We start from the raw sequence: 19475 nt of genomic DNA, 5'->3' as shown, positions 1-19475 counted from the left end.
GCCCTGGATGCCCGCCTAGCTGCCGAACAGCGCCTCGCAGGCTGACCGGATCGCCTCCGTGACATGGGCGCGGCCGTGGTCGCGCCGCTCCAGCATGCCGAGCGTGCGCACCACGGGCTCGCCGCCCGCCTGCAGCGGCAGCAGGCGCAGTGCGGCATCCTCGTGCCAGCGTGCCAGCCGCAACTGCGGCACCACGGTCACACCCACCTCCTGCCGCACCAGTTCCACCAGCGCCTCGATCGAATTCAGTTCGAGGAATTCGTTGGTGCGCAGGTGCGCGCGCCGCAGCGCCCGCTCCACCAGCGCGCCGGTGCGCTGGCCCCGGTCGAAGCGCAGGAAGGGGTTGGCCGCCAGCGCCTCGCGCGCGGTCTCGCCGGGGCTGCCGCGCGCGGCAATCGCCACCAGCGGCTCCTGGTAGAGCGGCGTCCAGCGCAGCGTGCCGGCGGGCCGGCCCGAGCCCTCCACCAGGAACGCGGCATCCAGTTCGCCACTTTCCACCTGCTCGGCCAGATCGATGGACTTGGCACCGACCAGCCGCACGTCCAGCGCGGGATAGGCCCGCTTGAGCCGCGCCACCACATGCGACAGCCCGCCCATCACCGAGACGACAGCCCCCACCGCCACGGCGCCCGCCATGTCCTCGGCGCCGCCCTGCGGCAGGCGCATTTCCTCATACAGCGCCAGCAGCCGGCGCGCCTGCGGCAGCAGTTCGCGGCCGTCCGCGTTCAGCACGGCCACCCGGCCGCTGCGGTCGAACAATTCACGGCGCAGTTCCTGTTCGAGCGAACGCATCTGCAAGCTGACCGCCGCCTGCGTCAGCGCCACCCGGCCGGCAGCGGCGGCAAACGAGCCCTGCTCGGCCACGGCGACGAAGGTACGGAGAAAACGGATGGTACTCATGAAGGTCGAACCACAAGTTTTTCTTGTTGATCACAAAAGGAATATTAGCTTTCATTGTGACTCGGCGCACGGAATAATGATGGGCGAGCCTTGATTTGGCTCGGTTTTTGCTGCCTGCCCGTTATCCGCATCGGAGAAGAAGAATGACTTCCTGGCTACGCCTGCTCGGCATCGGCCTTACCACGAGCCTGACCCTGGTTGCCGCGCCGTCGCACGCGGATACGTACCCGTCCAAGCCGATCCGGCTGATCGTGCCGTTCCCGGCCAGCGGCGCCACGGACCTGCTGGCGCGCGCCATCGCCCAGAAGGTGGGCACCAACATGGGCCAGCAGATCGTGGTGGATAACCGTCCGGGCGCAGGCGGCGCCATCGGCTCCGACATGGCGGCCAAGGCCCCGGCAGACGGCTACACGCTGCTGATTGCCACGACCAGCACGCACTCGATCGGCCCCTATATCAATACGCACCTGCCGTACAACACCGAGACCGACTTCACGCCGATTGGCCAGGTGGCCGTGGCCACCAACGTGCTGGTGGTGCCGAACCAGCTGCCGGTGAAGAACGTGAGGGAGCTGATCGACTACGCCAAGAAGCACCCGGGCGAGCTGAACTACGCGTCCAGCGGCAACGGCACCGTGGTACACCTGACCGCCGAGGCCTTCAAGGCGCAGGCCGGCGTGTTCATCACCCATATCCCGTATCGCGGCACGGCACTGGCGGTGCCGGATTTGATCTCGAACAAGGTGCAGGTGCTGTTCGACAGCATTGTCTCCGGCATGCCGCACGTGAAGGACGGCAAGCTCAAGGCGCTGGCCGTGACCAGCGCGAAGCGCTCGCCGCTGGCGCCGGACCTGCCCACGGCCAGCGAATCGGGCCTGCCGGGCTTCGAGTCGGACACGTGGTTCGGCATCTACGGCCCCAAGGGGCTGCCGGCTGACGTGGTTAGCCGGCTCAACGCCGAGTTCAACAAGGCGATCCAGTCGCAGGACGTGCGCGACCGCCTGGCCAAGCTCGGCGCCGAGCCGGTCGGCGGCACGCCGGCGCAGTTCGCAGCCATGGTGAAGAAGGACAGCGCCCGCTGGGGCAAGCTGATCAAGGATCGCAAGATTCAGGTGGACTAAAACGAGACAACCCATGAAGAACTTCAACTGGACCAACCCCTACCCCACCGTGCGCATTCCGCTGTTCGCGCGCAACGTGGTGTCCACCTCGCACCCGCTGGCGGCACAGGCCGGCCTGCGCATGCTGCTCAAGGGCGGCAATGCCGTCGATGCAGCCATCGCCGCCGCTGCCGCCATCACGCTGGTGGAGCCGGTCTCGTGCGGCCTGGGCAGCGATGCCTTCGCGATCCTCTGGGACGGCAAGGAACTGCACGGCCTGAACTCGTCGGGCGTGGCCCCGGCCGCCTGGAACCCCGAATACTTCAAGAACAAGTACGGCGTGGACGGCAACGGCCTCGCCAATCGCCCGGTCCGCGGCTGGGATGCGGTCACCGTGCCGGGCATGGTGGCCGGCTGGGCCGCGCTGCACGAGAAGTTCGGCAAGCTGCCGTTCGAAGACCTGATGGAGCCGGCGATCGAGATCGCCGAGCGCGGCTACGCCGTGCCGCCCGTGGTGGCGCACAAGTGGGCCGCCGCCGTGCCGGACCTGAAGACCCAGCCCGGCTTCGCCGACACCTTCATGCCGCATGGCCGCGCGCCGAACGTAGGCGAGAAGTTCGTCTTCAAGGCCGCCGCCGACACGCTGCGCAAGATCGGCGCCACCAAGGGCCGCGCCTACTATGAGGGCGAGATCGCCGAGAAGATCGCCGCCTTCAGCAAGGAATGCGGTGCGGCGATGACGCTGGACGACCTGCGCAACTATCGCCCGGACTGGGTCAAGCCGATCAGCCAGTCCTATCGCGGCTACGACGTGCACGAGATTCCGCCCAACGGCCAGGGCATTGCCGCGCTGATCGCGCTGGGCATCCTCGACCAGTTCGACGTCGGCTCGCTGCCGGTGGACTCGGTGGACTCGCAGCATCTGCAGATCGAGGCGATGAAGCTGGCCTTCGCCGACCTCTACCGCTACGTGGCCGACCCGCGCACCATGGAAGTCACGCCCGAGCAGATGCTGGACCCGGCCTACCTGAAGTCCCGCGCGAAGCTGATCGACATGCAGCGCGCCACGGCTTTCACGCCGGGCATGCCGAAGACCGGCGGCACGATCTACCTGACCGCCGCCGACGAGAACGGCATGATGATCTCGTTCATCCAGTCGAACTACATGGGCTTTGGCTCGGGCGTGGTGGTACCGAATACCGGCATCAGCCTGCAGAACCGTGGCGTGGGCTTCTCGATGGACCCGAAGTCCGCCAACGTGGTGGCCGGCGGCAAGCGCCCGTTCCACACCATCATCCCGGCCTTCCTGACCAAGGATGGCCAGCCGGTAATGAGCTTCGGCGTGATGGGCGGCGACATGCAGCCGCAGGGCCACGTGCAGACCGTGGTGCGCATGCTCGACTACGACCAGCAGCCGCAGGCCGCCTGCTGCGCGCCGCGCTGGAAGGTCAACCGTGACTTCACGCTCGACGTGGAAGGCACGATGGACCCGACCACCGTGGCCGGCCTCAAGGACCGTGGCCACCAGCTCAAGTCCGTGAACGACCCGTACATGGACTTCGGCTCCGGCCAGTTCATCTGGCGCCTTTCCGACGATGCCGAGCAGGGCTACGTAGCCGCCAGCGACAGCCGCCGCGACGGCCAGGCCGTGGGCTTCTGACCGCCCGCCTATATATAGATAGAAGCACCGCAGTACCGCTATAGCCGTCCTGCAAGGCGCCAAGGGGCAACCCTGGCGCCTTTTTTCATGGCCGACGGGCGGGCGGCGCGCCAACTGTTCTGTTCGCGGCGCGTGGAACTGTGCATGGTGTGCCGCGCCGTGCGCACTACACTGGCAATTCGTCCAATTTCCTGCCCGCTCCCGCCATGGCCTCCTACGCTTTCCGCATCGTCAACGTCTTTGCCGAGACCACGCTTGGCGGCAATCCCCTGTGTGTGTTCGAGGACGCGCGCGGCCTGGACGACGCCACGATGCAGGCGCTGGCGCTGCAATTCAACCTCTCCGAGACCACCTTCGTGCTGCCGTCCGAGCGCGCGACGGCAGCCGTGCGGATCTTCACCCCGGGTTACGAGATGCGTTTCGCCGGTCACCCGACGCTGGGCACTGCCCACGTGGTGCGCGACCTCGCAAAAACCGGCGATGCGCTGACCCTCGAATTCAAGGCCGGCGTGGTGCCGGTGACCGCCGCCGGCGACCGCTGGACCCTGACCGCGCCGCACGCGGGCGCCCCGCGCACCGCGCCGGCCGGTCTGCCAGATGCCGAGATGGCCTCGCTGCTGGGCCTGTCCGCAGACGACCTGGCCGGCTCGCCGATGTGGGTGGATACCGGCGCCGACCAGCTGCTGGTGCCGCTGAAGACGCCCGACGCCGTGCGCCGCGCCGCCCCCGACAGCAGCCGGCTGGACCAGTGGCCGCAAAGCAGCCTGGGCCGCAAGACCGCCTATGTGTTCGCCTTCGACCCCGCGCAGCCCGGCAAGGTGCTCGTGCGCTACTTCTTCACCAAGCAGGGCGGCGGCGTGGCCGAAGATCCGGGCACCGGCTCGGCCTGCGCCAATCTCGGCGGCTGGCTGCTGGCCACTGGCCACGCGCTGCCGGCCACGTACGAGGTGGATCAGGGCGAACAGGTCGATCGCCGCTGCCGGCTGGACCTCGCCGTGACCGCCGACGGCGCGATCCGCGTGGGCGGCCGCGTGGTCGAGATCGGCCGTGGCACTATTACGATCTGACACGATCCGATCCCTCGCCTCCCTCCCCCTCCCCGCCATGACCTCACACGACATCGCAGCGCTCGCCGACCTCGAATCGCTGTACGCCGAGCCCGCCGGGGCCTCGCTGGCCAAGGAAGTCGACTACCTGCACCCGCACTACCGCGCCTTCGTGGACGCCTCGCCGTTCTGCCTGCTGTCCACCCTGAACGAGCACGGCGGCGACTGCTCGCCGCGCGGGGACCAGCCCGGCTTCGTGCAGGTACTGGACGACCGCACGCTGCTGCTGCCGGACCGGCGCGGCAACAACCGCATCGATAGCCTGCGCAATATCGTCAACGACCCGCGCGTGGGCCTGCTGTTCCTGGTGCCGGGCGTCAACGAAACGCTGCGCGTGAGCGGCACGGCGAAGATCTCGACCGATCCCGCGTTGATCGCGCGCTGCGTGCATGACGGCAAGGCGCCGACCACGGTGCTGGTGATCTCGATCCGCTCGGTGTTCTTCCAGTGCGCCCGCGCCCTCGTGCGCTCGGCGTTGTGGTCGCCCGAAACCCAGATTCCGCGCGACCGCCTGCCGAGCACGGGCACCATCGTCGCCGAACTGAGCAAGAACGCGATCGATGGCGTGGCCTACGACCGCGAAATGCCCGAGCGCATGCGCAAGACGCTGTACTAGCTGTACTGGCCGCACTAGCGGCCTGCCCCACTCCACAAGAAGAGAACCCTGCCATGTACATGCCGTCCCACTTCGCCAGCGACGACCCCGACCTGATCGACGAGGTCATGCGCCGCTACGCCTTCGCCACGCTGGTTGGCACCGATGCGGACGGGTTGCCGTTCGCCACGCACCTGCCCGTGGTGGCGGAGCGGGCGTCCGAGGGCGGCTGGCGCATCGAGGGGCACGTCGCGCGCGCCAATCCGCACTGGAAATGGCTGGAGCAAACCCCGAAGGCGTTGCTGGTGTTCCAGGGGCCGCATGGCTACGTCTCGCCGTCGCTCTACGACCAGAAGCTGTCCGTGCCGACCTGGAACTACGTGGCGGTGCATGTCTACGGCGAGGTCACCACCGTCCACGACGCCGCCGACAAGGACGCCCTGCTCAAGCGGCTGATCGGCCGCAACGAACCGGGCTACGCCCAGCAGTGGCGCGACCTGCCCGAGGATTTCCAGCAGAAGATGCTGGGCGCCATCGTCGGCCTGCGCCTGGTGCCGACGCGGGTGGAAGGCAAGTTCAAGCTGAGCCAGAACCGCCCCGCCACGGACCGCGCCCGGATCCTGGAAGCCCAGCGCGCCGGCTCCGCCATCGAGCAGGACATGGCCGACTGGATGGCACGGCTGACCGGCGCAAACTGAGTCCCCCGAACTGAGTTCCATCAAGGCTCACCCGCGCGGCAGCCGCCACTCCGGCGCATGGGTGCCGAGCGGCACCGAGGGCAGCGCCCAGTGCGCCGGCGTCTCGGAGAGCCGCGCGGCATGGCGCACCACGGTCAACTCGCCAAAGCCTGACTCCTGCACCTCGAGCAGGTCTGACATCTCGTCGAAATGTGGGTCCGGCACGCGCCAGCCCTCCGGCACGCGGCCCAGGCCGCGCAGCCATTGCCCCACCTGCGCCAGCGACACCCGTACGTGCCAGCTTCCGCCCTCCACCGCGCGCCGGTGCAGCGCGGCCATCGCCCCAAACGCCAGCAGGTAGCCGGCCGCGTGGTCCAGCACCTGGGCCGGCAGCGGCTTGGGCTCGGCACTACCGGCCGCGCGCGCCTCGTCGTCGTTGAAGCCGGTGGCCGTCTGCACGAGGGAATCGAAGCCGCGCTTGCCCGCCCACGGCCCGACATGCCCGTAGGCCGACAACGACACATAGACGATGCCCGGCCGTGCGCGCGCCGCCGCCTCCGGGCCGGCGCCGAGTTCGGCCAACCCGCCTGGGCGGTAGCCCTGCACCACCACGTCGGCGCCATGCAGCAGCTTGTGCAGCGTGCGCTTGTCGTCCGGGTCGCGCAGGTCGAGCTGGCAGGACCGCTTGCCGCGCCCGGTATCGATCACCAGCGGCGCGATGGCCGGCAGGTGCGCCGCCGTCACCAGCAGCACGTCGGCCCCGTGCGCGGCCAGCGTGCGCCCCGCCACCGGGCCAGCGATGATCCGCGTGAAGTCGAGCACGCGCACGCCGGTCAGCGGGCGGGCATCGACATTGATCTCGGCATGGGGCGACAGCGCCGGCAGGGGCTGCGGCGGCGCCTCGCCGATCTTCTCGATCGTCACCGGTGGCAGCCCGGCGATGGCCTGTGCCTGCGGATGCGCGCGCCAGGTGTCGTAGGGCCGCATGGCGGCCACCACCAGCCCGGCGTCAGAGGCGGCGGACTCGAATGCCTCGGCCTCCCAGCGGCCCAGCGCCGCGCGCACCGCATTCTTGTCATGCGCGCACTGGAGCAGGCGCAGCACGCCGTCGCGGTGATGGGGAAAATTGGTGTGCAGCCGGACCCAGCGCCCGTCGCCGCACGGGTACAGGCCGGCGATCTTGTCCCAGAGCTCGGGGGCGGGCCCGCCGTTCACGCGCAGGTAGCGCTCGCTGCGGAACTCCGCCAGCGCGTGACGCATGTCCACCGCCACGTCCTGCCAGCGGCCCGTGCGCTGCGCCCAGAGCGCCGCCGCGGCCAGCGCGGACGCCCCGAGGCTGGCCTGCGCCGCCGTGCCCACCGCGAAACTCGATGGCAGCACCGGGTCCGCACCGGTGAGCGCCAGGTGCGCCAGGGCCTCGGGCGGCAGGCCGGCGCCGTGCCAGAGGCCGGCCAGGGCGTCCGCCGGCAACGTGGGCGCGGTGGACGAAGTGGCCGAGAGGGGCGAATCAGGAGAGGAAGCAGTGTTCATGGGTTGTGTTCCCGCAACATGGCCCAAGCTTTTCATGCCACGATGGCGGCATGCGATGACCTGCCGTGGATTCTGCACCACTTGCAGCCACCGCGCTGTGAGCCGATTCTGAAAATCGCGCCGCACCGCCGGGTTGCCCCGCTGGCACGGTAAAATCCCGCCATTCCACCGAACAAGGGGCGCCGGAGCACATCTCTCCGGTACCCCACACCATGCCATATGGCCGCGTGCGACGCGGCGCCACCATGAGCCAAGACAACAAGCCTACCGACAAGTCCACCGACAACCCGGCCTCCTCGAACTTCCTGCGCAGCATCATCGACCAGGACCTCGCTGCGGGCACCTACGCCGGCCGCGCGGACAGCCAGGGCGCCGCGCTGCCGCCGGTCATCACGCGCTTCCCGCCGGAGCCGAACGGCTACCTGCACATTGGCCACGCCAAGAGCATCTGCGTGAACTTCGGCCTGGCGCGCGACTACGCCGGCCGCTGCCACCTGCGCTTCGACGACACCAATCCGGTCAAGGAAGACACCGAGTATGTCGACTCGATCATCGACGCCGTGCACTGGCTCGGCTTCTCGTGGGACGCCACCCAGCCGGGCGGTCAGCCGCACCTGTACTACGCGAGCGATTACTTCGAGCAACTGTACGCCTTTGCGGAAACGCTGATCGAGCGCGGCGCCGCCTATGTGGACAGCCAGACCGCCGAGCAGATCGCCGCCACGCGCGGCAACTTCTCCGAGCCGGGCAAGCCTTCGCCGTTCCGTGACCGCACGGTGGCGGAGAACCTGGCGCTGTTCCGCGACATGCGCGCCGGCAAGTACGGCGACGGCGAGCACGTGCTGCGCGCCAAGATCGACATGAGCGCGCCGAACATCGTGCTGCGCGACCCGGTGCTCTACCGCATCCGCCACGCCCATCACCACCGTACCGGGGATGCGTGGTGCATCTACCCGATGTACGACTTCACGCACTGCATCTCGGACGCGATCGAGAACATCACGCATTCGCTGTGCACGCTGGAGTTCGAGAACAACCGCCCGCTGTACGACTGGGTGCTCCAGCACCTGCGCGAAGCCGGCGTGTTCCGCGACCCGCTGCCGCACCAGTACGAATTTGCGCGCCTGAACCTGACCTACGCCATCACCAGCAAGCGCAAGCTCAAGCAGCTGGTGGACGAAAACCGCGTGGACGGCTGGGACGACCCGCGCATGCCCACCATCGTCGGCATCCGCCGCCGGGGCTATACGCCGGAATCGATCCAGCTGTTCTGCGACCGCGTGGGCGTGTCGAAGGCCGATAGCTGGATCGACATGAGCACGCTCGAAGGCGCCGTGCGCGACGACCTGGACGGACGCGCGCCGCGCAGCGTGGGCGTGCTCGACCCGGTCAAGCTGATCCTGGACAACTACCCGGAAGGCCAGACCGAGGAATGCTCGGCGCCGGTACACCCCAAGCAGCCCGAACTGGGCCGCCGCGTGTTCCCGATCTCGCGCGAACTGTGGATCGAGCGCGACGACTTCACCGAGACGCCGCCCAAGGGCTACTTCCGCCTGTTCCCGGGCAACAAGGTGCGCCTGCGCTACGGCTACGTGATCGAGTGCACGGGCGTGGACAAGGACGCTGACGGCAACGTGGTGGCCGTGCACGCGAACTACCTGCCGGAAACCAGGAGCGGCACGCCGGGCGCGGACAGCGTCAAGGTCAAGGGCAACATCCACTGGGTCAGCGCGCCGCACGCAGTGGAGGCCGAGGTGCGCCTGTACGACCGGCTGTTCAGCGACCCGAACCCCGACGCGGGCGGCAAGAACTTCCTCGAGGCGCTGAACCCCGACTCCAAGAAGGTGGTCAAGGCCTACCTGGAGCCGGGCCTGCGCGACGCCAAGCCCGAAGACCGCTTCCAGTTCGAGCGTCACGGCTACTTCGTGGCGGACCGGACCGATTCGCAGCCGGGCAAGCCCGTCTTCAATCGCACGGTTGGCCTCAAGGACAGCTGGGGCAAGTGACGATGACGACGCAAACCATCACATTTCCGCTCGAGGGCGAGTTCATCGCCCTGAACGACCTGCTGAAGCTGGCCGGCGTCTGTGACAGCGGCGGCGCCGGCAAGGCGCTGGTGGCGGCCGGCGAGGTCTCGGTGGATGGCGCAGCCGAATCGCGCAAGACCGCCAAGATCCGCGCCGGGCAGGTGGTAACCATGGCCGGCGTGCGCATCAAGGTGGTGGCCGCCTGATATAGAACCCAAAGGAGCGATATGCCGATTGCGTTCTGGTGCGTGCTGGTGGCGGGGCTGCTGCCCGTGCTGACGGTGGCCATCGCCAAGGCGGGCGGGCGTGGCGGCTTCGACAACCACGACCCGCGCGGCTGGCTGGAGAAGCAGAGTGGGCGGGCGCGGCGCGCCGATCTCGCCCATCGCAACCACTTCGAGGCTTTCCCGTTCTTCGCGGCTGGCGTGTTGATTGCCACGCACATGAGCGCGCCGCAGGCCCGCATCGACGAACTGGCGATGGTGTTCGTCGTCGCGCGCATCCTCTATACGGTCTGCTACCTGACCGACCGGGCCACGCTGCGCACGCTGTGCTGGACCATCGGCTTCCTGACCGTGATCGGGCTGTTCCTGCTGCCGGTGTTCGTCCACTAGCTACTAGCTACCAGCCATGCTGCCCCGTCTACTGATCGCCGCCCTCCTGGGCGCCAGCGCCCCAATCTGGGCGGCGCCCGTGAACTACAACGTCGATCCCACCCATACCGCGGTCTATTTCGGCGCCAGCCATTTCGACCGCACCACGGTGCGCGGCCGCTTCAACAAGCTGGATGGCCGCATCCTCTATGACCCGGCCACCGGGGTGGGGTCGATCGACTTCACGGTGGATACCGACTCGGTCGATACCGGCAATCGCAGCCTCGACGGGGTGCTGCGCTCGCCACAATTCTTCGATTCCCAGAATTTCCCGGTCGCGCGCTTCCAGGGCAACCGTTTCGTCGTGGAAGGCGGGAAGCTCGTGGCCGTGGAGGGGCAGGTGTCGCTGCTGGGCGTGACCCACCCCCTGCGGCTGGAGGCCGACCGCTTCAGTTGCGGGCGCGTGGTGCTGTTCGGCGTGGGCCGCGACGTCTGCGGTGGGGATTTCCACGCCAGCCTGCCCAGGAGTGCCTTCGGCATGACACGGTTCCTGCCCGACGTCGGCGATACCGTGACGCTGCACATTGCGGTCGAAGCGACGCCCGCGCAGTAGGCCCGGGGCGGACGGCAGCGTGCCGCCATCCTGAATAGGGGAAATCGATCTTCGATATCGGCCCCGATGACGACCCCGCGTCACCTTTGCCGGGAAAAATTTCAGTAAAATCAGCGCCTTGCCATCCCCCATCCTGCCGCGTTCCGCCCCCAGCGTACCCGGCGATTCGCGAGTCGAGATGATCACTATTCACGTCGGAGACGTCGTTGCGGCGTCCCTGGCCGCAGCCGGCGCCTGCCTGGCCTGCAGCATCCCTGCCCAAACCGTCCGCAAATTCCCGCTCTGGGCCTACCAGACCTATGGCCGTGGCGCCCTGCTGCTGCCGCTGCTGGCCGTCATGGTCGGCACGCTGCTGGTCAGCGTGGCCGTCGAAGGCCAGATCAACAGCAACGCCGGCCTCGCGCTGGTGGCGGCCGCCGCGTTCCTGGCGCTCGTGCTGGTATCGGCGGTGCTGCGCTTCTGGGTCAGCCACAAGCGCAAGTCCTAGTGCCCGCCGCGCCCGGGCAGCGCGCGCCAACGCACCTTGGGGCGATGGTTTTCCATCGCCTGCCCACGCGGATCACGTATGATGCGGCCTTCGCGCGCCGTGCCGGATGGCATCCCGGGGCCGGCGCGAGCCCGCATTTCCCGTGATTCCATGGCGCTCAAGTCCACCATCTTCAAGGCCGAACTGTCCGTATCGGACATGGATCGGCCCTACTACGGCAGCCATACGCTGACCATCGCCCAGCATCCGTCCGAAAACGACGCGCGGATGATGGTGCGCCTGCTGGCCTTCGCCTGCGAGGCGTCCGAGTCCCTCACCTTCACGCGCGGCCTCGACGAGCCCGACGAACCCGACCTCTGGGACAAGACGCTGACCGGCGAGATCGCCCACTGGGTGGAACTCGGCCAGCCCGACGAAGCCCGGCTGCGGCGCGCCTCGTCCCGCGCGGACCGCGTCACCGTCTATACCTATCAGAGCGCCAGCGCGCGCGAATGGTGGAAGGGCATGGCCGGCAAGGCCAGCAAGCTCCGTAACGTGACCATTTACAATGTGCCGTCGGAAGCCGTGGAGGCACTGGCCGGCATGGCGCAGCGCGCCATGCGCCTGTCCGTGACCATCCAGGACGCCGAGATCTGGGTCAGCGACGACGACCACAACGTGCAGCTGACGCTCGACGTACTCCAGCGCGCCGCCGGCTGAGGCGGGCCGCCCGAGCCCCAGATAACGCTTCATCAACCAAAAACAGGAAGATTGCGATGCAAACCACTCCCTCCGGCCTGCAATTCGAAGACACCGTTGTCGGCGCTGGCAACGAAGCCACGGCAGGTCAGCACGTGACCGTGCACTACACCGGCTGGCTGTACGAGAACGGCCAGGCTGGCCGCAAGTTCGATTCGAGCAAGGACCGCAACGACCCGTTCGTGTTCCCGCTGGGCGCCGGCCACGTGATCCGTGGCTGGGACGAAGGCGTGCAGGGCATGAAGGTGGGCGGCACGCGCCGCCTGGTGATTCCGGCCGACCTGGGCTACGGTGCCCGTGGCGCCGGTGGCGTGATTCCCCCGAACGCCACGCTGCTGTTCGAAGTGGAACTGCTGTCGGTCTGAGCTTCGGCCTGGCCTGACCCAATGAAAACGGACGCCTCGGCGTCCGTTTTTACATCGTGGAATCTGAAAGCCGGGGCTTCAGAGCCCGTCAGAACCCGATCGCGGCGTTGCCCACATCCACGCGCACCTTGTCGCGGTCCAGCAGCCGGCCGGCGTGCCGCGCGAAGTCCTGCGCCCACTCCGTATTGCCGCTGAAGCGGTTCTCACCCGAGAACTTGGCCACGTTCAGGATCTTGTCGATGACGAGCACCTTGCCCACCGGGCTCGAGGCCTGGCAGTCCAGTTCGGCATATTCGCGGTCGAACCAGCGCCACGCGGCCTCCTCGGTCACGGCCGCCAGCTCGGCATCGCCAAGCGTGAAATCGAATTCCTTGCCACTGCCGAACACCACGGTAAGCGTACGCGCCATGACCGGTTCTCCAAGAAGTCAGGCCCCCATTGTAGAGACTTGCCGGCCCGGCGGGCGCATTGCAAACCGTTGCCTGTGACACACACCCCGCTCGCCGCGTGTGGCTTCCTTGCGACGGATCAATACGCTTTGGATTATCCTTCCATCCATGGCCATCACCAGACAGGACCTCGAAGCGGACAGGCTGCGCGCATCGCTGTGCAGCACACCGGTCGCGTCCTCGCTGCTGCCTGAGGCCGATATCGAGCAATCGCTCCATGCCACGCTGGCCGCCCGGCCTGATGGCGATGCCCTGCAGGGCGATGTCTGGCTGTTCGGCTACGGCTCGCTGATCTGGAACCCGATGGTGGTCCATACGGACCGGCGTCTGGCCACCGTGCACGGCTACCATCGCGGCTTCTACCTCTACTCCCGTATCAATCGCGGCACCTGGGACAACCCCGGGCTCGTGCTCGGCCTGGACCGGGGCGGCTGCTGCACGGGCATGGTGTTCCGCATCCCGGCCCATGTGATCGAGCAGGAATTCCGCGTGCTCTGGCGCCGCGAGATGCTGACCGGCGCCTATCACCCGCGCTGGCTGCGCGTGAAGCTCGACAATACCCCGGACGCACCGGAAGCCCGCGCGCTGGCTTTTGTGATGAACCGCGAACATCCGGCCTACGCGGGGCGGCTGCCCGATACCCGCGTGGTGGACTGTCTACGCCACGCCTGCGGCCTGTACGGCCCGGCCCGCGAATATCTCCAGCAGACGTTGCTGGGCCTGGCCACCAACGGGGTGGACGACCCCTACCTGGGCCGCCTCTGGCGCCTGCTCCAGGACAGTGACGGTGCCGATGCCATGCACCCGGCCGGCGACGATCCGCACCGCCACCGGCCGCCCGTCATGCAGGCCGACGGCACGGACGGCATCGCCGCCGCCAACGCGCCGCACGAAACCGTCTGAGCCACCCCAGCGCCTTCGACACCCCCCACATGACGCGCTCCCAGACCCGCCCCCGCCGCCAGGCCATCGCCGAAATGCTCGGACTGTTGGGGTTGTTGATGGCCGGCGGCCTGCTCGCCGGCCAGGGCGGCCAGACGCTGGCGCGCACCCTGACTGGCATCGGCAACGGCCCCACCCTCGCGCAGGGGCCGCGTACGCGTCCGGTCGATCCGCCCACCCTGCCGCCGCGCAGCGATGGCATGGCCGCGCTGGACCGCAACCTGATCACCGCCGCCAGCATTGGCGACGCGGAACTCGTCAATCGGCTACTCGCTGCCGGGGCGTCGATGCAGGCCGTGGACGAACGCGGCCGCAGCGCGCTGCTGGCCGCCGTCTACAACCGCCGCAACGAGGTGGCGCGGGCACTGATCCTGGCCGGCGCCGATGTGAATCGCAAGGATGGGGAGTCGAACAGCCCGTTCCTGGTGGCGGCCGCCACGGGACAGATCGACATCGTGCGGCTGGCGCTGTCCCACGGCGCCGACCCGCGCAGCACGGACCGCTACGACGGCACGGCACTGATCGCCGCGAGCCAGCACGGCAATGTCGAAATCGTGAAACTGCTACTGAAGGGCGGGCTCAGCGTGGACCACGTGAACCAGCTCGGCTGGACCGCGCTGCTCGAGGCCGTGGTGCTCGGCGACGGCAGCGCGCGCTACGAGGAAGTGGTGCAACTGCTGCTGGATGCGGGCGCGGACGCCAACCTCGCCGACCGCGAAGGCGTGACGCCCACGCGCCATGCACGCGAGCGCGGCTACAAGACCATGGTCAGGATGCTGATGCGCGCCCGCGGGCACTGAGGCCCGCGCACGTCACGCGCCGGTACGCGTGTTCTCGCTCTCCTGCAGCTGGCGCCACATCACCTTGCCGGTGCCGGACTTCGGCAATGCATCGACGAACTCGACCACGCGCGGATACTTGTACGCCGCCATGTTCTCCTTCGCCCATTCGATGATCTCTTCCGGCGTGGTATTGCCCTTGGCGGCGGTGCGCAGCACCACCACGGCCTTCACGGTCTCGCCGCGATAGGCGTCGCGCGTGCCGATGATGCACGCCTCCTGCACGGCCGGATGCTTGTAGAGCAGGTTTTCCACCTCGGCCGGCCAGACCTTGAAGCCGGACGCATTGATCATGCGCTTGAGGCGGTCGGTGATGAAGAAGTAGCCGTCGTCGTCCATGCGGCCCAGGTCGCCGGTGCGGAACCAGGTCCGGCCTTCGAACTCGATGAATGCGTCGCGCGTGGCATCGGGCTTGCCCCAGTAGCCCTTGAAGACCTGCGGGCCGCGCACGATGATCTCGCCCACTTCGTTCGGCGGCAGTTCGGCCAGCGTGACGGGGTCGATCACGCGCGCCTCGGTGTTGAAGGTCGGCACGCCCAGGCATTGCAGCTTGGCGCGGTCGGCCGGGTTGCTGTGCGTCGGCGCCATGGTCTCGGAGAGGCCATAGCCCTCCAGGTAGCTGAGGCCGAACTGTTCCTTGAGCCGCTCGGCCACGGCCTGCGGCATGGCCGCGCCGCCGCCGCCGATGTAGCGCAGGCTGGTCAGGTCGAAGCTGGCCAGGTTCGGGCTGCCCAGGAAGTCGATCACCATGGTCGGGATGTTGGTCCAGTGCGTGACCTGGTAGCGCGAGATCAGTCGCCCGGCCACCTCGCGGTCCCATCGCGGCAGCATGACCACGGTGGCGCCGCTGTAGATCGGCCCGTTCATGCCGTACTGCATGCCGGTGACGTGGAACAGCGGCAGGACCGACAGGATCACCGATTCCGCGCCGCTGCCCGACCACGTGCCGCCGCCGATCACGTTGTGCATGACCGAGCGATGGGTGTGGATGCAGCCCTTGGGGAAGCCCGTGGTGCCCGAGGTGTACGGCATCACGGCGATGTCGTCCGGGCCGGCCGTGTGCGGGCCGGGTTGCAGGCCGGCGCCGAGCGCCTCGGCCCACGGCGTGGCGCCCGCCGGCAGCGGATACTCGGCGGTGATCCACGCGGGCGGCGCGTCTTCAGGGTGTTCGTAGGAAGCCGGCAGCGCGTCCGCGTACTGGGTGGCCAGCACGTGCTGGAGCTGCTGGTCGGCCGGCAGTTCGGCGTTGGCCTGGGCCACGCCGGCGGCAAGGTCAGCCGTGCAGATCGCCACGCGCGCCTGGCCATCGGTCACGTAGTGCTTGAACTCCTCGGCCCGGTTCATCGGGTTGACGGGTACCACCACCGCGTCCGCACGCAGGATCGCGTAGTAGCTGACAATGAACTGCGGGCAGTTCTGCATGTACAGCAGCACGCGATCGCCCTTCTTCACCCCGGCCTTCTGCTGGAGCCAGCCCGCCAGCGCCGTGGCCTGCGCCTCCAGCGCGCGGAACGTGATGGCATTGCCGAAGTAGCGGATCGCCGGCTTCTCGGCGTAGCGGCGCGCGGAGACTTCGAGGTTGTACCAGAGCGAGGTCTCAGGCAGCACGATCTGCGTGGGCAGCCGCTTCGGCCAGAACTGGAAATGCGGACGCGCGGGCGTGGTGGTCATCTTGTCTCCTGGGTCTTTGCGACCGGCTTTTTGGTTTCGTCAACAGAGGGCCAATATAACTGAACGACCGTTCTATTTTCAAGCGGAGGTTTTCCCGGTCGGGGTCGGCCAAAGGTTGCTTTCCGCGGCGTCGCCCTCACAATAGGGAGATCCGGCCGCATGCCGGCCCCCATCATTCCGAAAGGCAGAACATGAGCGACGTCACCCTGCAGAATTTCGAAGCCGACGTGATCGAGATGTCGCGGCAGGTGCCCGTGCTGGTCGATTTCTGGGCGCCCTGGTGTGGCCCATGCCGCACGCTGGGACCGATGCTGGAAAAGCTCGAAGCCGAATCCGGCGGCAAGTGGAAGCTCGCCAAGGTCAATGTGGACGAGAACCAGGAGCTGGCCGCGCATTTCGGCGTGCGCAGCATTCCCCACGTGGTGGCGATTGCCGATGGACAGGCCGTGGACCAGTTCGTCGGCGTGCTGCCGGAGTCGGGCCTGCGTGAATTCCTGGACCGCCTGACCCCGAACCCGGGCGAGCAGGCGCTGCACGAGGCCCGCGAACTGGTGGCCGCCGGCGATGCCGAGGGGGCGCGCGCCGCCTTCCAGGCCGCGCTGGCCTTTGATCCGGGCGCCGATGACGCGCGGCTGGCCTACACCAGCTTCCTGCTCGATCACAACGAGGTCGAGGCCGCCGAGGCCGAGTTTTCCCGGCTTTCGCCGCGCGCCCCGCAGGAGGACGGTTACGCCGCCGTGCAGACCCAGCTGGAGGCGCTGCGGAACGTGGGCGACCTGCCCGACGCCGCCGCGCTGATCGCCCGCGTGCAGGCCAATCCGGCCGACCTGGGCGCGAAGCTCGACCTGGCGAACGCGCTGATCGCGCGCCGCGAGTACGAGCCCGCCCTGGAACAATTGCTGGAAATCGTGCGCCGCGACCGCGGCTTCGAGGAAGACATCGGACGCAAGACCATGCTGTCGGTGTTCGACCTGCTCGCCGGGCGGCCCGACGTGGTCTCGCGCTGGCGCCGCCAGCTCAGCGCAGCGCTGAACTGAGTCGTGAACTAAGGCCCCCCGGCTTCAGCCCTGGGGGCCTTCTACCAGCGTGAAGCCGTTGGCCTGCATGTGTTCGACCATCATGGTGTCCATCGACTTCACGTGATGGTCGAACCAGCCGGACAGTTCGCCTACGAGCCGCCGCCCCAGGCTCACCACCCCCTCCTCCGCCACCTTGTCGCGCACGGCCTGCGCAACGGCCAGCACCTGCTGGTGCTCGCCCGCATGGCAATGACGCGGGCCGAAGCCCATCGCCTCCATCCACTGTTCCTCCTGCGCGAAGTGATGCCGCGTGTGGTCCATCCACGCGTCATAGGCGGCCAGGAAGCCGGCATCGTCGGCGCGCGCGGCCGCATCGAGCAGTTGGAGGAATTCGGCGTGGGTGGCGTCGGTCACGGGCTCCCCGAGGCGTAGCGCTTCGGGCAGGCCCTCGGACGACAGTCCTTGATAGGGATCGTGCGTATCGAGTGCGGCGGCGGACATGTGGTGGGCAAGGAGCAAGGTCGGTAACGCGGCAAGGATACCGATTTCCGGCCCCGCCGATCTGATTTTCCGCAAAGCCACGGGGCGTGATCGGTCCGATGCGGGGTATCCTTGCCGTTCGCAACCCTGCTGTGGCCGACGCGCCCCTTCCCGCCATGCCAAGACTGATCTTCTTCTGCGGCCACGCCGGCACCGGCAAGACCACGCTGTCCCACAAGCTGATCGGCCCGTTGATGCAGGCCACCGGCGAGCCGTTCTGCCTGCTCGACAAGGACACGCTCTATGGGCGCTACAGCGCGGCGGCGATGGCCGCCATCACCGGCGACCCGAACGACCGCGACAGCCCGGCCTACCTGGACAACCTGCGCGACCCCGAATACCAGGGCCTGCTGGACACCGCGCGCGAGAACCTGATGCTCGGCATCAGCGTTCTGGTGGTGGGGCCGCTCTCGCGCGAGGTGCGCGCCCACCAATTGACCGACCCGGCGTGGCTGCACATGCCGGCTGGCACGCGCACGCAGGTGGTATGGGTGCACCTGTCCGAGGACGAGGCCCACGCGCGCATTGTCCGGCGCGGCAATCCCAACGATGCCTACAAGCTCACGCACTGGGAGGCGTATCGGACACGCCGCTTCATGCCGGACCCGGCCGAGTATCCCGAACTGATCTTCTTCGACAACCTGGCCCCGGACGCCGCCGCGCTGGACCGCCTGCTGCGCACCCTGGCGAGCTAGCGCCCAGTCCCCAGTCCTCAGTCTTCCTCAGCCGCGTCTTCGGACCCCGCCCGGGCGTCATTGCCGGCCACAATGGCACCGATCACGGCCGACGCCGCCACGAAGCCGAACACCGCCGTCACCGCCACCGACGAGCCATACCCGGCGCAGGCCAGTCCTTGCGGGGCCTCGCGCGGCGCGGGCGGGGCCTCGTCGATCTCGCAGGCCTGCTGCTCGGGTTCCGGATAGCGCACCGGTTCGTCCGAATACACGGCCAGGATGCCGAACTTCCGCTTCGGATTGCGCGGAAAGCCAAACTGGCGGCGCAGGTTGCCGCGCACCTTGGCCAGCAGCGGGTCCTGCACCGTCCGGGAAAGATCCTCGAGCCGCACCCGCGTGGGATCCAGCTGCCCACCTGCGCCGCCGCACGTAAGAATGCGCGCGCCGCGCCCCGACCCCCGCGTCCAGCCGAGGATCGCGGTCTTGATCTTCGCGGCGTCGATGGCGTCGATCACGTAGTCGAAGCCGCTCAGCAGTTCGGCCACGTTGTCCTCGGTCACGAAATCGTCGATCTGCGAGACGCGGCAGCGCGGGTTGATCGCCACGATGCGCTCGCCCATCGCCTCCACCTTGGCGCGGCCATAGGCATCCCCGAGTGCATGGATCTGGCGGTTGGTGTTCGATGGCGCGATATGGTCGAGGTCGATCAGCGTGATGCGGCCCACGGCGTTGCGCGCCAGCGCCTCGGCGGCCCAACTGCCCACGCCGCCAATGCCAATCACGCAGACGCTGGCCGCCTCCAGCCGGGCCATGCCTGCCGCCCCGTACAGCCGCGCCACGCCGCCGAAGCGGCGGTGGTAGTCGTCGTCCTCGGGGGTCTCGTGGGTCAGGGGCTCGGGCAGGCCGGGCAGGCCGGGTAGTGCGGCAATGGTCATGGGGGGGATAAGCGG

Annotated in this window: 22 protein-coding genes; 16 read left to right on the top strand and 6 right to left on the bottom strand. The window is 68.3% G+C overall.

Annotated features, from left to right (window positions below):
- Positions 1 to 15 precede the first annotated feature (15 nt).
- Positions 16 to 900, bottom strand: coding sequence for a LysR substrate-binding domain-containing protein (locus AB4120_RS00745; protein WP_149135461.1), 885 nt, complete (start codon positions 898 to 900; stop codon positions 16 to 18).
- Positions 901 to 1043: 143 nt separating this feature from the next.
- Between AB4120_RS00745 and AB4120_RS00740 the strand changes: the two genes are divergently transcribed.
- From AB4120_RS00740 to AB4120_RS00720, 5 genes are all read left to right on the top strand, one after another.
- Positions 1044 to 2021: a Bug family tripartite tricarboxylate transporter substrate binding protein gene (locus AB4120_RS00740; protein ID WP_149135460.1), complete on the top strand. Its 978-nt coding sequence runs from the start codon at positions 1044 to 1046 to the stop codon at positions 2019 to 2021.
- Positions 2022 to 2034: 13 nt separating this feature from the next.
- A complete protein-coding gene (gene ggt, locus AB4120_RS00735) occupies positions 2035 to 3660 on the top strand; it encodes a gamma-glutamyltransferase (RefSeq protein ID WP_441641742.1) in 1626 nt (541 codons plus the stop codon).
- A gap of 206 nt (positions 3661 to 3866) precedes the next feature.
- Positions 3867 to 4727: a PhzF family phenazine biosynthesis protein gene (locus AB4120_RS00730; RefSeq protein ID WP_441641741.1), complete on the top strand. Its 861-nt coding sequence runs from the start codon at positions 3867 to 3869 to the stop codon at positions 4725 to 4727.
- A gap of 37 nt (positions 4728 to 4764) precedes the next feature.
- Positions 4765 to 5382, top strand: a complete 618-nt coding sequence (locus tag AB4120_RS00725; RefSeq protein ID WP_441641740.1) for a pyridoxamine 5'-phosphate oxidase family protein — start codon at positions 4765 to 4767, stop codon at positions 5380 to 5382.
- A gap of 53 nt (positions 5383 to 5435) precedes the next feature.
- Positions 5436 to 6059 carry an FMN-binding negative transcriptional regulator gene (locus AB4120_RS00720; protein ID WP_149135457.1) on the top strand — a complete coding sequence of 208 codons (624 nt, stop codon included), beginning with the start codon at positions 5436 to 5438 and terminating at the stop codon, positions 6057 to 6059.
- A gap of 27 nt (positions 6060 to 6086) precedes the next feature.
- Here AB4120_RS00720 and AB4120_RS00715 read toward each other — a convergent pair whose 3' ends face one another.
- The gene (locus AB4120_RS00715; RefSeq protein WP_441641739.1) at positions 6087 to 7568 is read right to left on the bottom strand and encodes a CoA transferase; all 1482 of its coding nucleotides are present in this window, start codon (positions 7566 to 7568) and stop codon (positions 6087 to 6089) included.
- Between the two features lie 245 nt (positions 7569 to 7813).
- On the opposite strand from AB4120_RS00715, the gene AB4120_RS00710 reads away from it, so the two are divergent.
- The 7 genes from AB4120_RS00710 (at position 7814) to AB4120_RS00680 (ending at position 12391) form a co-directional block, all read left to right on the top strand.
- Entirely contained in the window at positions 7814 to 9574 is a 1761-nt protein-coding gene (locus tag AB4120_RS00710) for a glutamine--tRNA ligase/YqeY domain fusion protein (protein ID WP_149135456.1), read from the top strand.
- A 2-nt stretch (positions 9575 to 9576) separates the two neighbouring features.
- Complete coding sequence (locus AB4120_RS00705) at positions 9577 to 9801, top strand: RNA-binding S4 domain-containing protein (protein WP_144198077.1); 225 nt, start codon at positions 9577 to 9579, stop codon at positions 9799 to 9801.
- Positions 9802 to 9822: 21 nt separating this feature from the next.
- The gene (locus AB4120_RS00700) at positions 9823 to 10209 is read left to right on the top strand and encodes an MAPEG family protein (protein ID WP_149135455.1); all 387 of its coding nucleotides are present in this window, start codon (positions 9823 to 9825) and stop codon (positions 10207 to 10209) included.
- A 16-nt stretch (positions 10210 to 10225) separates the two neighbouring features.
- On the top strand, positions 10226 to 10801 hold the full coding sequence (locus AB4120_RS00695) for a YceI family protein (RefSeq protein ID WP_441641738.1): 576 nt from the start codon (positions 10226 to 10228) through the stop codon (positions 10799 to 10801).
- Between the two features lie 178 nt (positions 10802 to 10979).
- The gene (locus AB4120_RS00690) at positions 10980 to 11288 is read left to right on the top strand and encodes a hypothetical protein (RefSeq protein WP_149135453.1); all 309 of its coding nucleotides are present in this window, start codon (positions 10980 to 10982) and stop codon (positions 11286 to 11288) included.
- Positions 11289 to 11438: 150 nt separating this feature from the next.
- The gene (locus tag AB4120_RS00685; RefSeq protein WP_144198135.1) at positions 11439 to 11987 is read left to right on the top strand and encodes a YaeQ family protein; all 549 of its coding nucleotides are present in this window, start codon (positions 11439 to 11441) and stop codon (positions 11985 to 11987) included.
- Positions 11988 to 12043: 56 nt separating this feature from the next.
- Entirely contained in the window at positions 12044 to 12391 is a 348-nt protein-coding gene (locus tag AB4120_RS00680; RefSeq protein WP_144198073.1) for an FKBP-type peptidyl-prolyl cis-trans isomerase, read from the top strand.
- Between the two features lie 88 nt (positions 12392 to 12479).
- On the opposite strand, the gene AB4120_RS00675 is transcribed toward AB4120_RS00680, so the two are convergent.
- The gene (locus AB4120_RS00675) at positions 12480 to 12800 is read right to left on the bottom strand and encodes a hypothetical protein (protein ID WP_149135452.1); all 321 of its coding nucleotides are present in this window, start codon (positions 12798 to 12800) and stop codon (positions 12480 to 12482) included.
- A gap of 148 nt (positions 12801 to 12948) precedes the next feature.
- On the opposite strand from AB4120_RS00675, the gene AB4120_RS00670 reads away from it, so the two are divergent.
- Both AB4120_RS00670 and AB4120_RS00665 read left to right on the top strand, forming a co-directional pair.
- On the top strand, positions 12949 to 13743 hold the full coding sequence (locus AB4120_RS00670) for a gamma-glutamylcyclotransferase (protein ID WP_441641737.1): 795 nt from the start codon (positions 12949 to 12951) through the stop codon (positions 13741 to 13743).
- A gap of 29 nt (positions 13744 to 13772) precedes the next feature.
- Positions 13773 to 14582, top strand: a complete 810-nt coding sequence (locus tag AB4120_RS00665) for an ankyrin repeat domain-containing protein (RefSeq protein WP_149135451.1) — start codon at positions 13773 to 13775, stop codon at positions 14580 to 14582.
- 12 nt (positions 14583 to 14594) lie between these two features.
- On the opposite strand, the gene AB4120_RS00660 is transcribed toward AB4120_RS00665, so the two are convergent.
- Positions 14595 to 16292: a long-chain fatty acid--CoA ligase gene (locus AB4120_RS00660; RefSeq protein WP_149135450.1), complete on the bottom strand. Its 1698-nt coding sequence runs from the start codon at positions 16290 to 16292 to the stop codon at positions 14595 to 14597.
- A gap of 191 nt (positions 16293 to 16483) precedes the next feature.
- On the opposite strand from AB4120_RS00660, the gene trxA reads away from it, so the two are divergent.
- Positions 16484 to 17329: a thioredoxin gene (gene trxA, locus AB4120_RS00655; protein ID WP_149135449.1), complete on the top strand. Its 846-nt coding sequence runs from the start codon at positions 16484 to 16486 to the stop codon at positions 17327 to 17329.
- Between the two features lie 24 nt (positions 17330 to 17353).
- Here the strand turns inward: trxA and AB4120_RS00650 are convergent, their stop codons facing one another.
- Positions 17354 to 17812 carry a bacteriohemerythrin gene (locus AB4120_RS00650; RefSeq protein ID WP_149135448.1) on the bottom strand — a complete coding sequence of 153 codons (459 nt, stop codon included), beginning with the start codon at positions 17810 to 17812 and terminating at the stop codon, positions 17354 to 17356.
- 155 nt (positions 17813 to 17967) lie between these two features.
- Here AB4120_RS00650 and AB4120_RS00645 point away from each other — a divergent pair, with 155 nt between their 5' ends.
- Positions 17968 to 18546: an AAA family ATPase gene (locus AB4120_RS00645; protein ID WP_149135447.1), complete on the top strand. Its 579-nt coding sequence runs from the start codon at positions 17968 to 17970 to the stop codon at positions 18544 to 18546.
- A 17-nt stretch (positions 18547 to 18563) separates the two neighbouring features.
- On the opposite strand, the gene AB4120_RS00640 is transcribed toward AB4120_RS00645, so the two are convergent.
- On the bottom strand, positions 18564 to 19460 hold the full coding sequence (locus AB4120_RS00640; protein ID WP_441641736.1) for a tRNA threonylcarbamoyladenosine dehydratase: 897 nt from the start codon (positions 19458 to 19460) through the stop codon (positions 18564 to 18566).
- Positions 19461 to 19475: the final 15 nt, after the last annotated feature.

The sequence above is a fragment of the Cupriavidus sp. 2KB_3 genome (genome assembly GCF_052115685.1).
Lineage (GTDB): Bacteria > Pseudomonadota > Gammaproteobacteria > Burkholderiales > Burkholderiaceae > Cupriavidus > Cupriavidus campinensis.
The sequence above is the reverse complement of the archived record's forward strand: the minus strand, read 5'-3'. Positions and strand labels throughout refer to the sequence as shown.

Coding starts and splice junctions, on each gene's coding strand:
- AB4120_RS00725 (WP_441641740.1), top strand. CDS start 4,765: ATGACCTCACACGACATCGCAGCGCTCGCCGACCTCGAATCGCTGTAC.
- trxA (WP_149135449.1), top strand. CDS start 16,484: ATGAGCGACGTCACCCTGCAGAATTTCGAAGCCGACGTGATCGAGATG.
- AB4120_RS00715 (WP_441641739.1), bottom strand. CDS start 7,568: ATGAACACTGCTTCCTCTCCTGATTCGCCCCTCTCGGCCACTTCGTCC.
- AB4120_RS00710 (WP_149135456.1), top strand. CDS start 7,814: ATGAGCCAAGACAACAAGCCTACCGACAAGTCCACCGACAACCCGGCC.
- AB4120_RS00650 (WP_149135448.1), bottom strand. CDS start 17,812: ATGTCCGCCGCCGCACTCGATACGCACGATCCCTATCAAGGACTGTCG.
- AB4120_RS00680 (WP_144198073.1), top strand. CDS start 12,044: ATGCAAACCACTCCCTCCGGCCTGCAATTCGAAGACACCGTTGTCGGC.
- AB4120_RS00695 (WP_441641738.1), top strand. CDS start 10,226: ATGCTGCCCCGTCTACTGATCGCCGCCCTCCTGGGCGCCAGCGCCCCA.
- AB4120_RS00700 (WP_149135455.1), top strand. CDS start 9,823: ATGCCGATTGCGTTCTGGTGCGTGCTGGTGGCGGGGCTGCTGCCCGTG.
- AB4120_RS00740 (WP_149135460.1), top strand. CDS start 1,044: ATGACTTCCTGGCTACGCCTGCTCGGCATCGGCCTTACCACGAGCCTG.
- AB4120_RS00705 (WP_144198077.1), top strand. CDS start 9,577: ATGACGACGCAAACCATCACATTTCCGCTCGAGGGCGAGTTCATCGCC.
- ggt (WP_441641742.1), top strand. CDS start 2,035: ATGAAGAACTTCAACTGGACCAACCCCTACCCCACCGTGCGCATTCCG.
- AB4120_RS00665 (WP_149135451.1), top strand. CDS start 13,773: ATGACGCGCTCCCAGACCCGCCCCCGCCGCCAGGCCATCGCCGAAATG.
- AB4120_RS00730 (WP_441641741.1), top strand. CDS start 3,867: ATGGCCTCCTACGCTTTCCGCATCGTCAACGTCTTTGCCGAGACCACG.
- AB4120_RS00660 (WP_149135450.1), bottom strand. CDS start 16,292: ATGACCACCACGCCCGCGCGTCCGCATTTCCAGTTCTGGCCGAAGCGG.
- AB4120_RS00685 (WP_144198135.1), top strand. CDS start 11,439: ATGGCGCTCAAGTCCACCATCTTCAAGGCCGAACTGTCCGTATCGGAC.
- AB4120_RS00675 (WP_149135452.1), bottom strand. CDS start 12,800: ATGGCGCGTACGCTTACCGTGGTGTTCGGCAGTGGCAAGGAATTCGAT.
- AB4120_RS00745 (WP_149135461.1), bottom strand. CDS start 900: ATGAGTACCATCCGTTTTCTCCGTACCTTCGTCGCCGTGGCCGAGCAG.
- AB4120_RS00645 (WP_149135447.1), top strand. CDS start 17,968: ATGCCAAGACTGATCTTCTTCTGCGGCCACGCCGGCACCGGCAAGACC.
- AB4120_RS00720 (WP_149135457.1), top strand. CDS start 5,436: ATGTACATGCCGTCCCACTTCGCCAGCGACGACCCCGACCTGATCGAC.
- AB4120_RS00690 (WP_149135453.1), top strand. CDS start 10,980: ATGATCACTATTCACGTCGGAGACGTCGTTGCGGCGTCCCTGGCCGCA.
- AB4120_RS00670 (WP_441641737.1), top strand. CDS start 12,949: ATGGCCATCACCAGACAGGACCTCGAAGCGGACAGGCTGCGCGCATCG.
- AB4120_RS00640 (WP_441641736.1), bottom strand. CDS start 19,460: ATGACCATTGCCGCACTACCCGGCCTGCCCGGCCTGCCCGAGCCCCTG.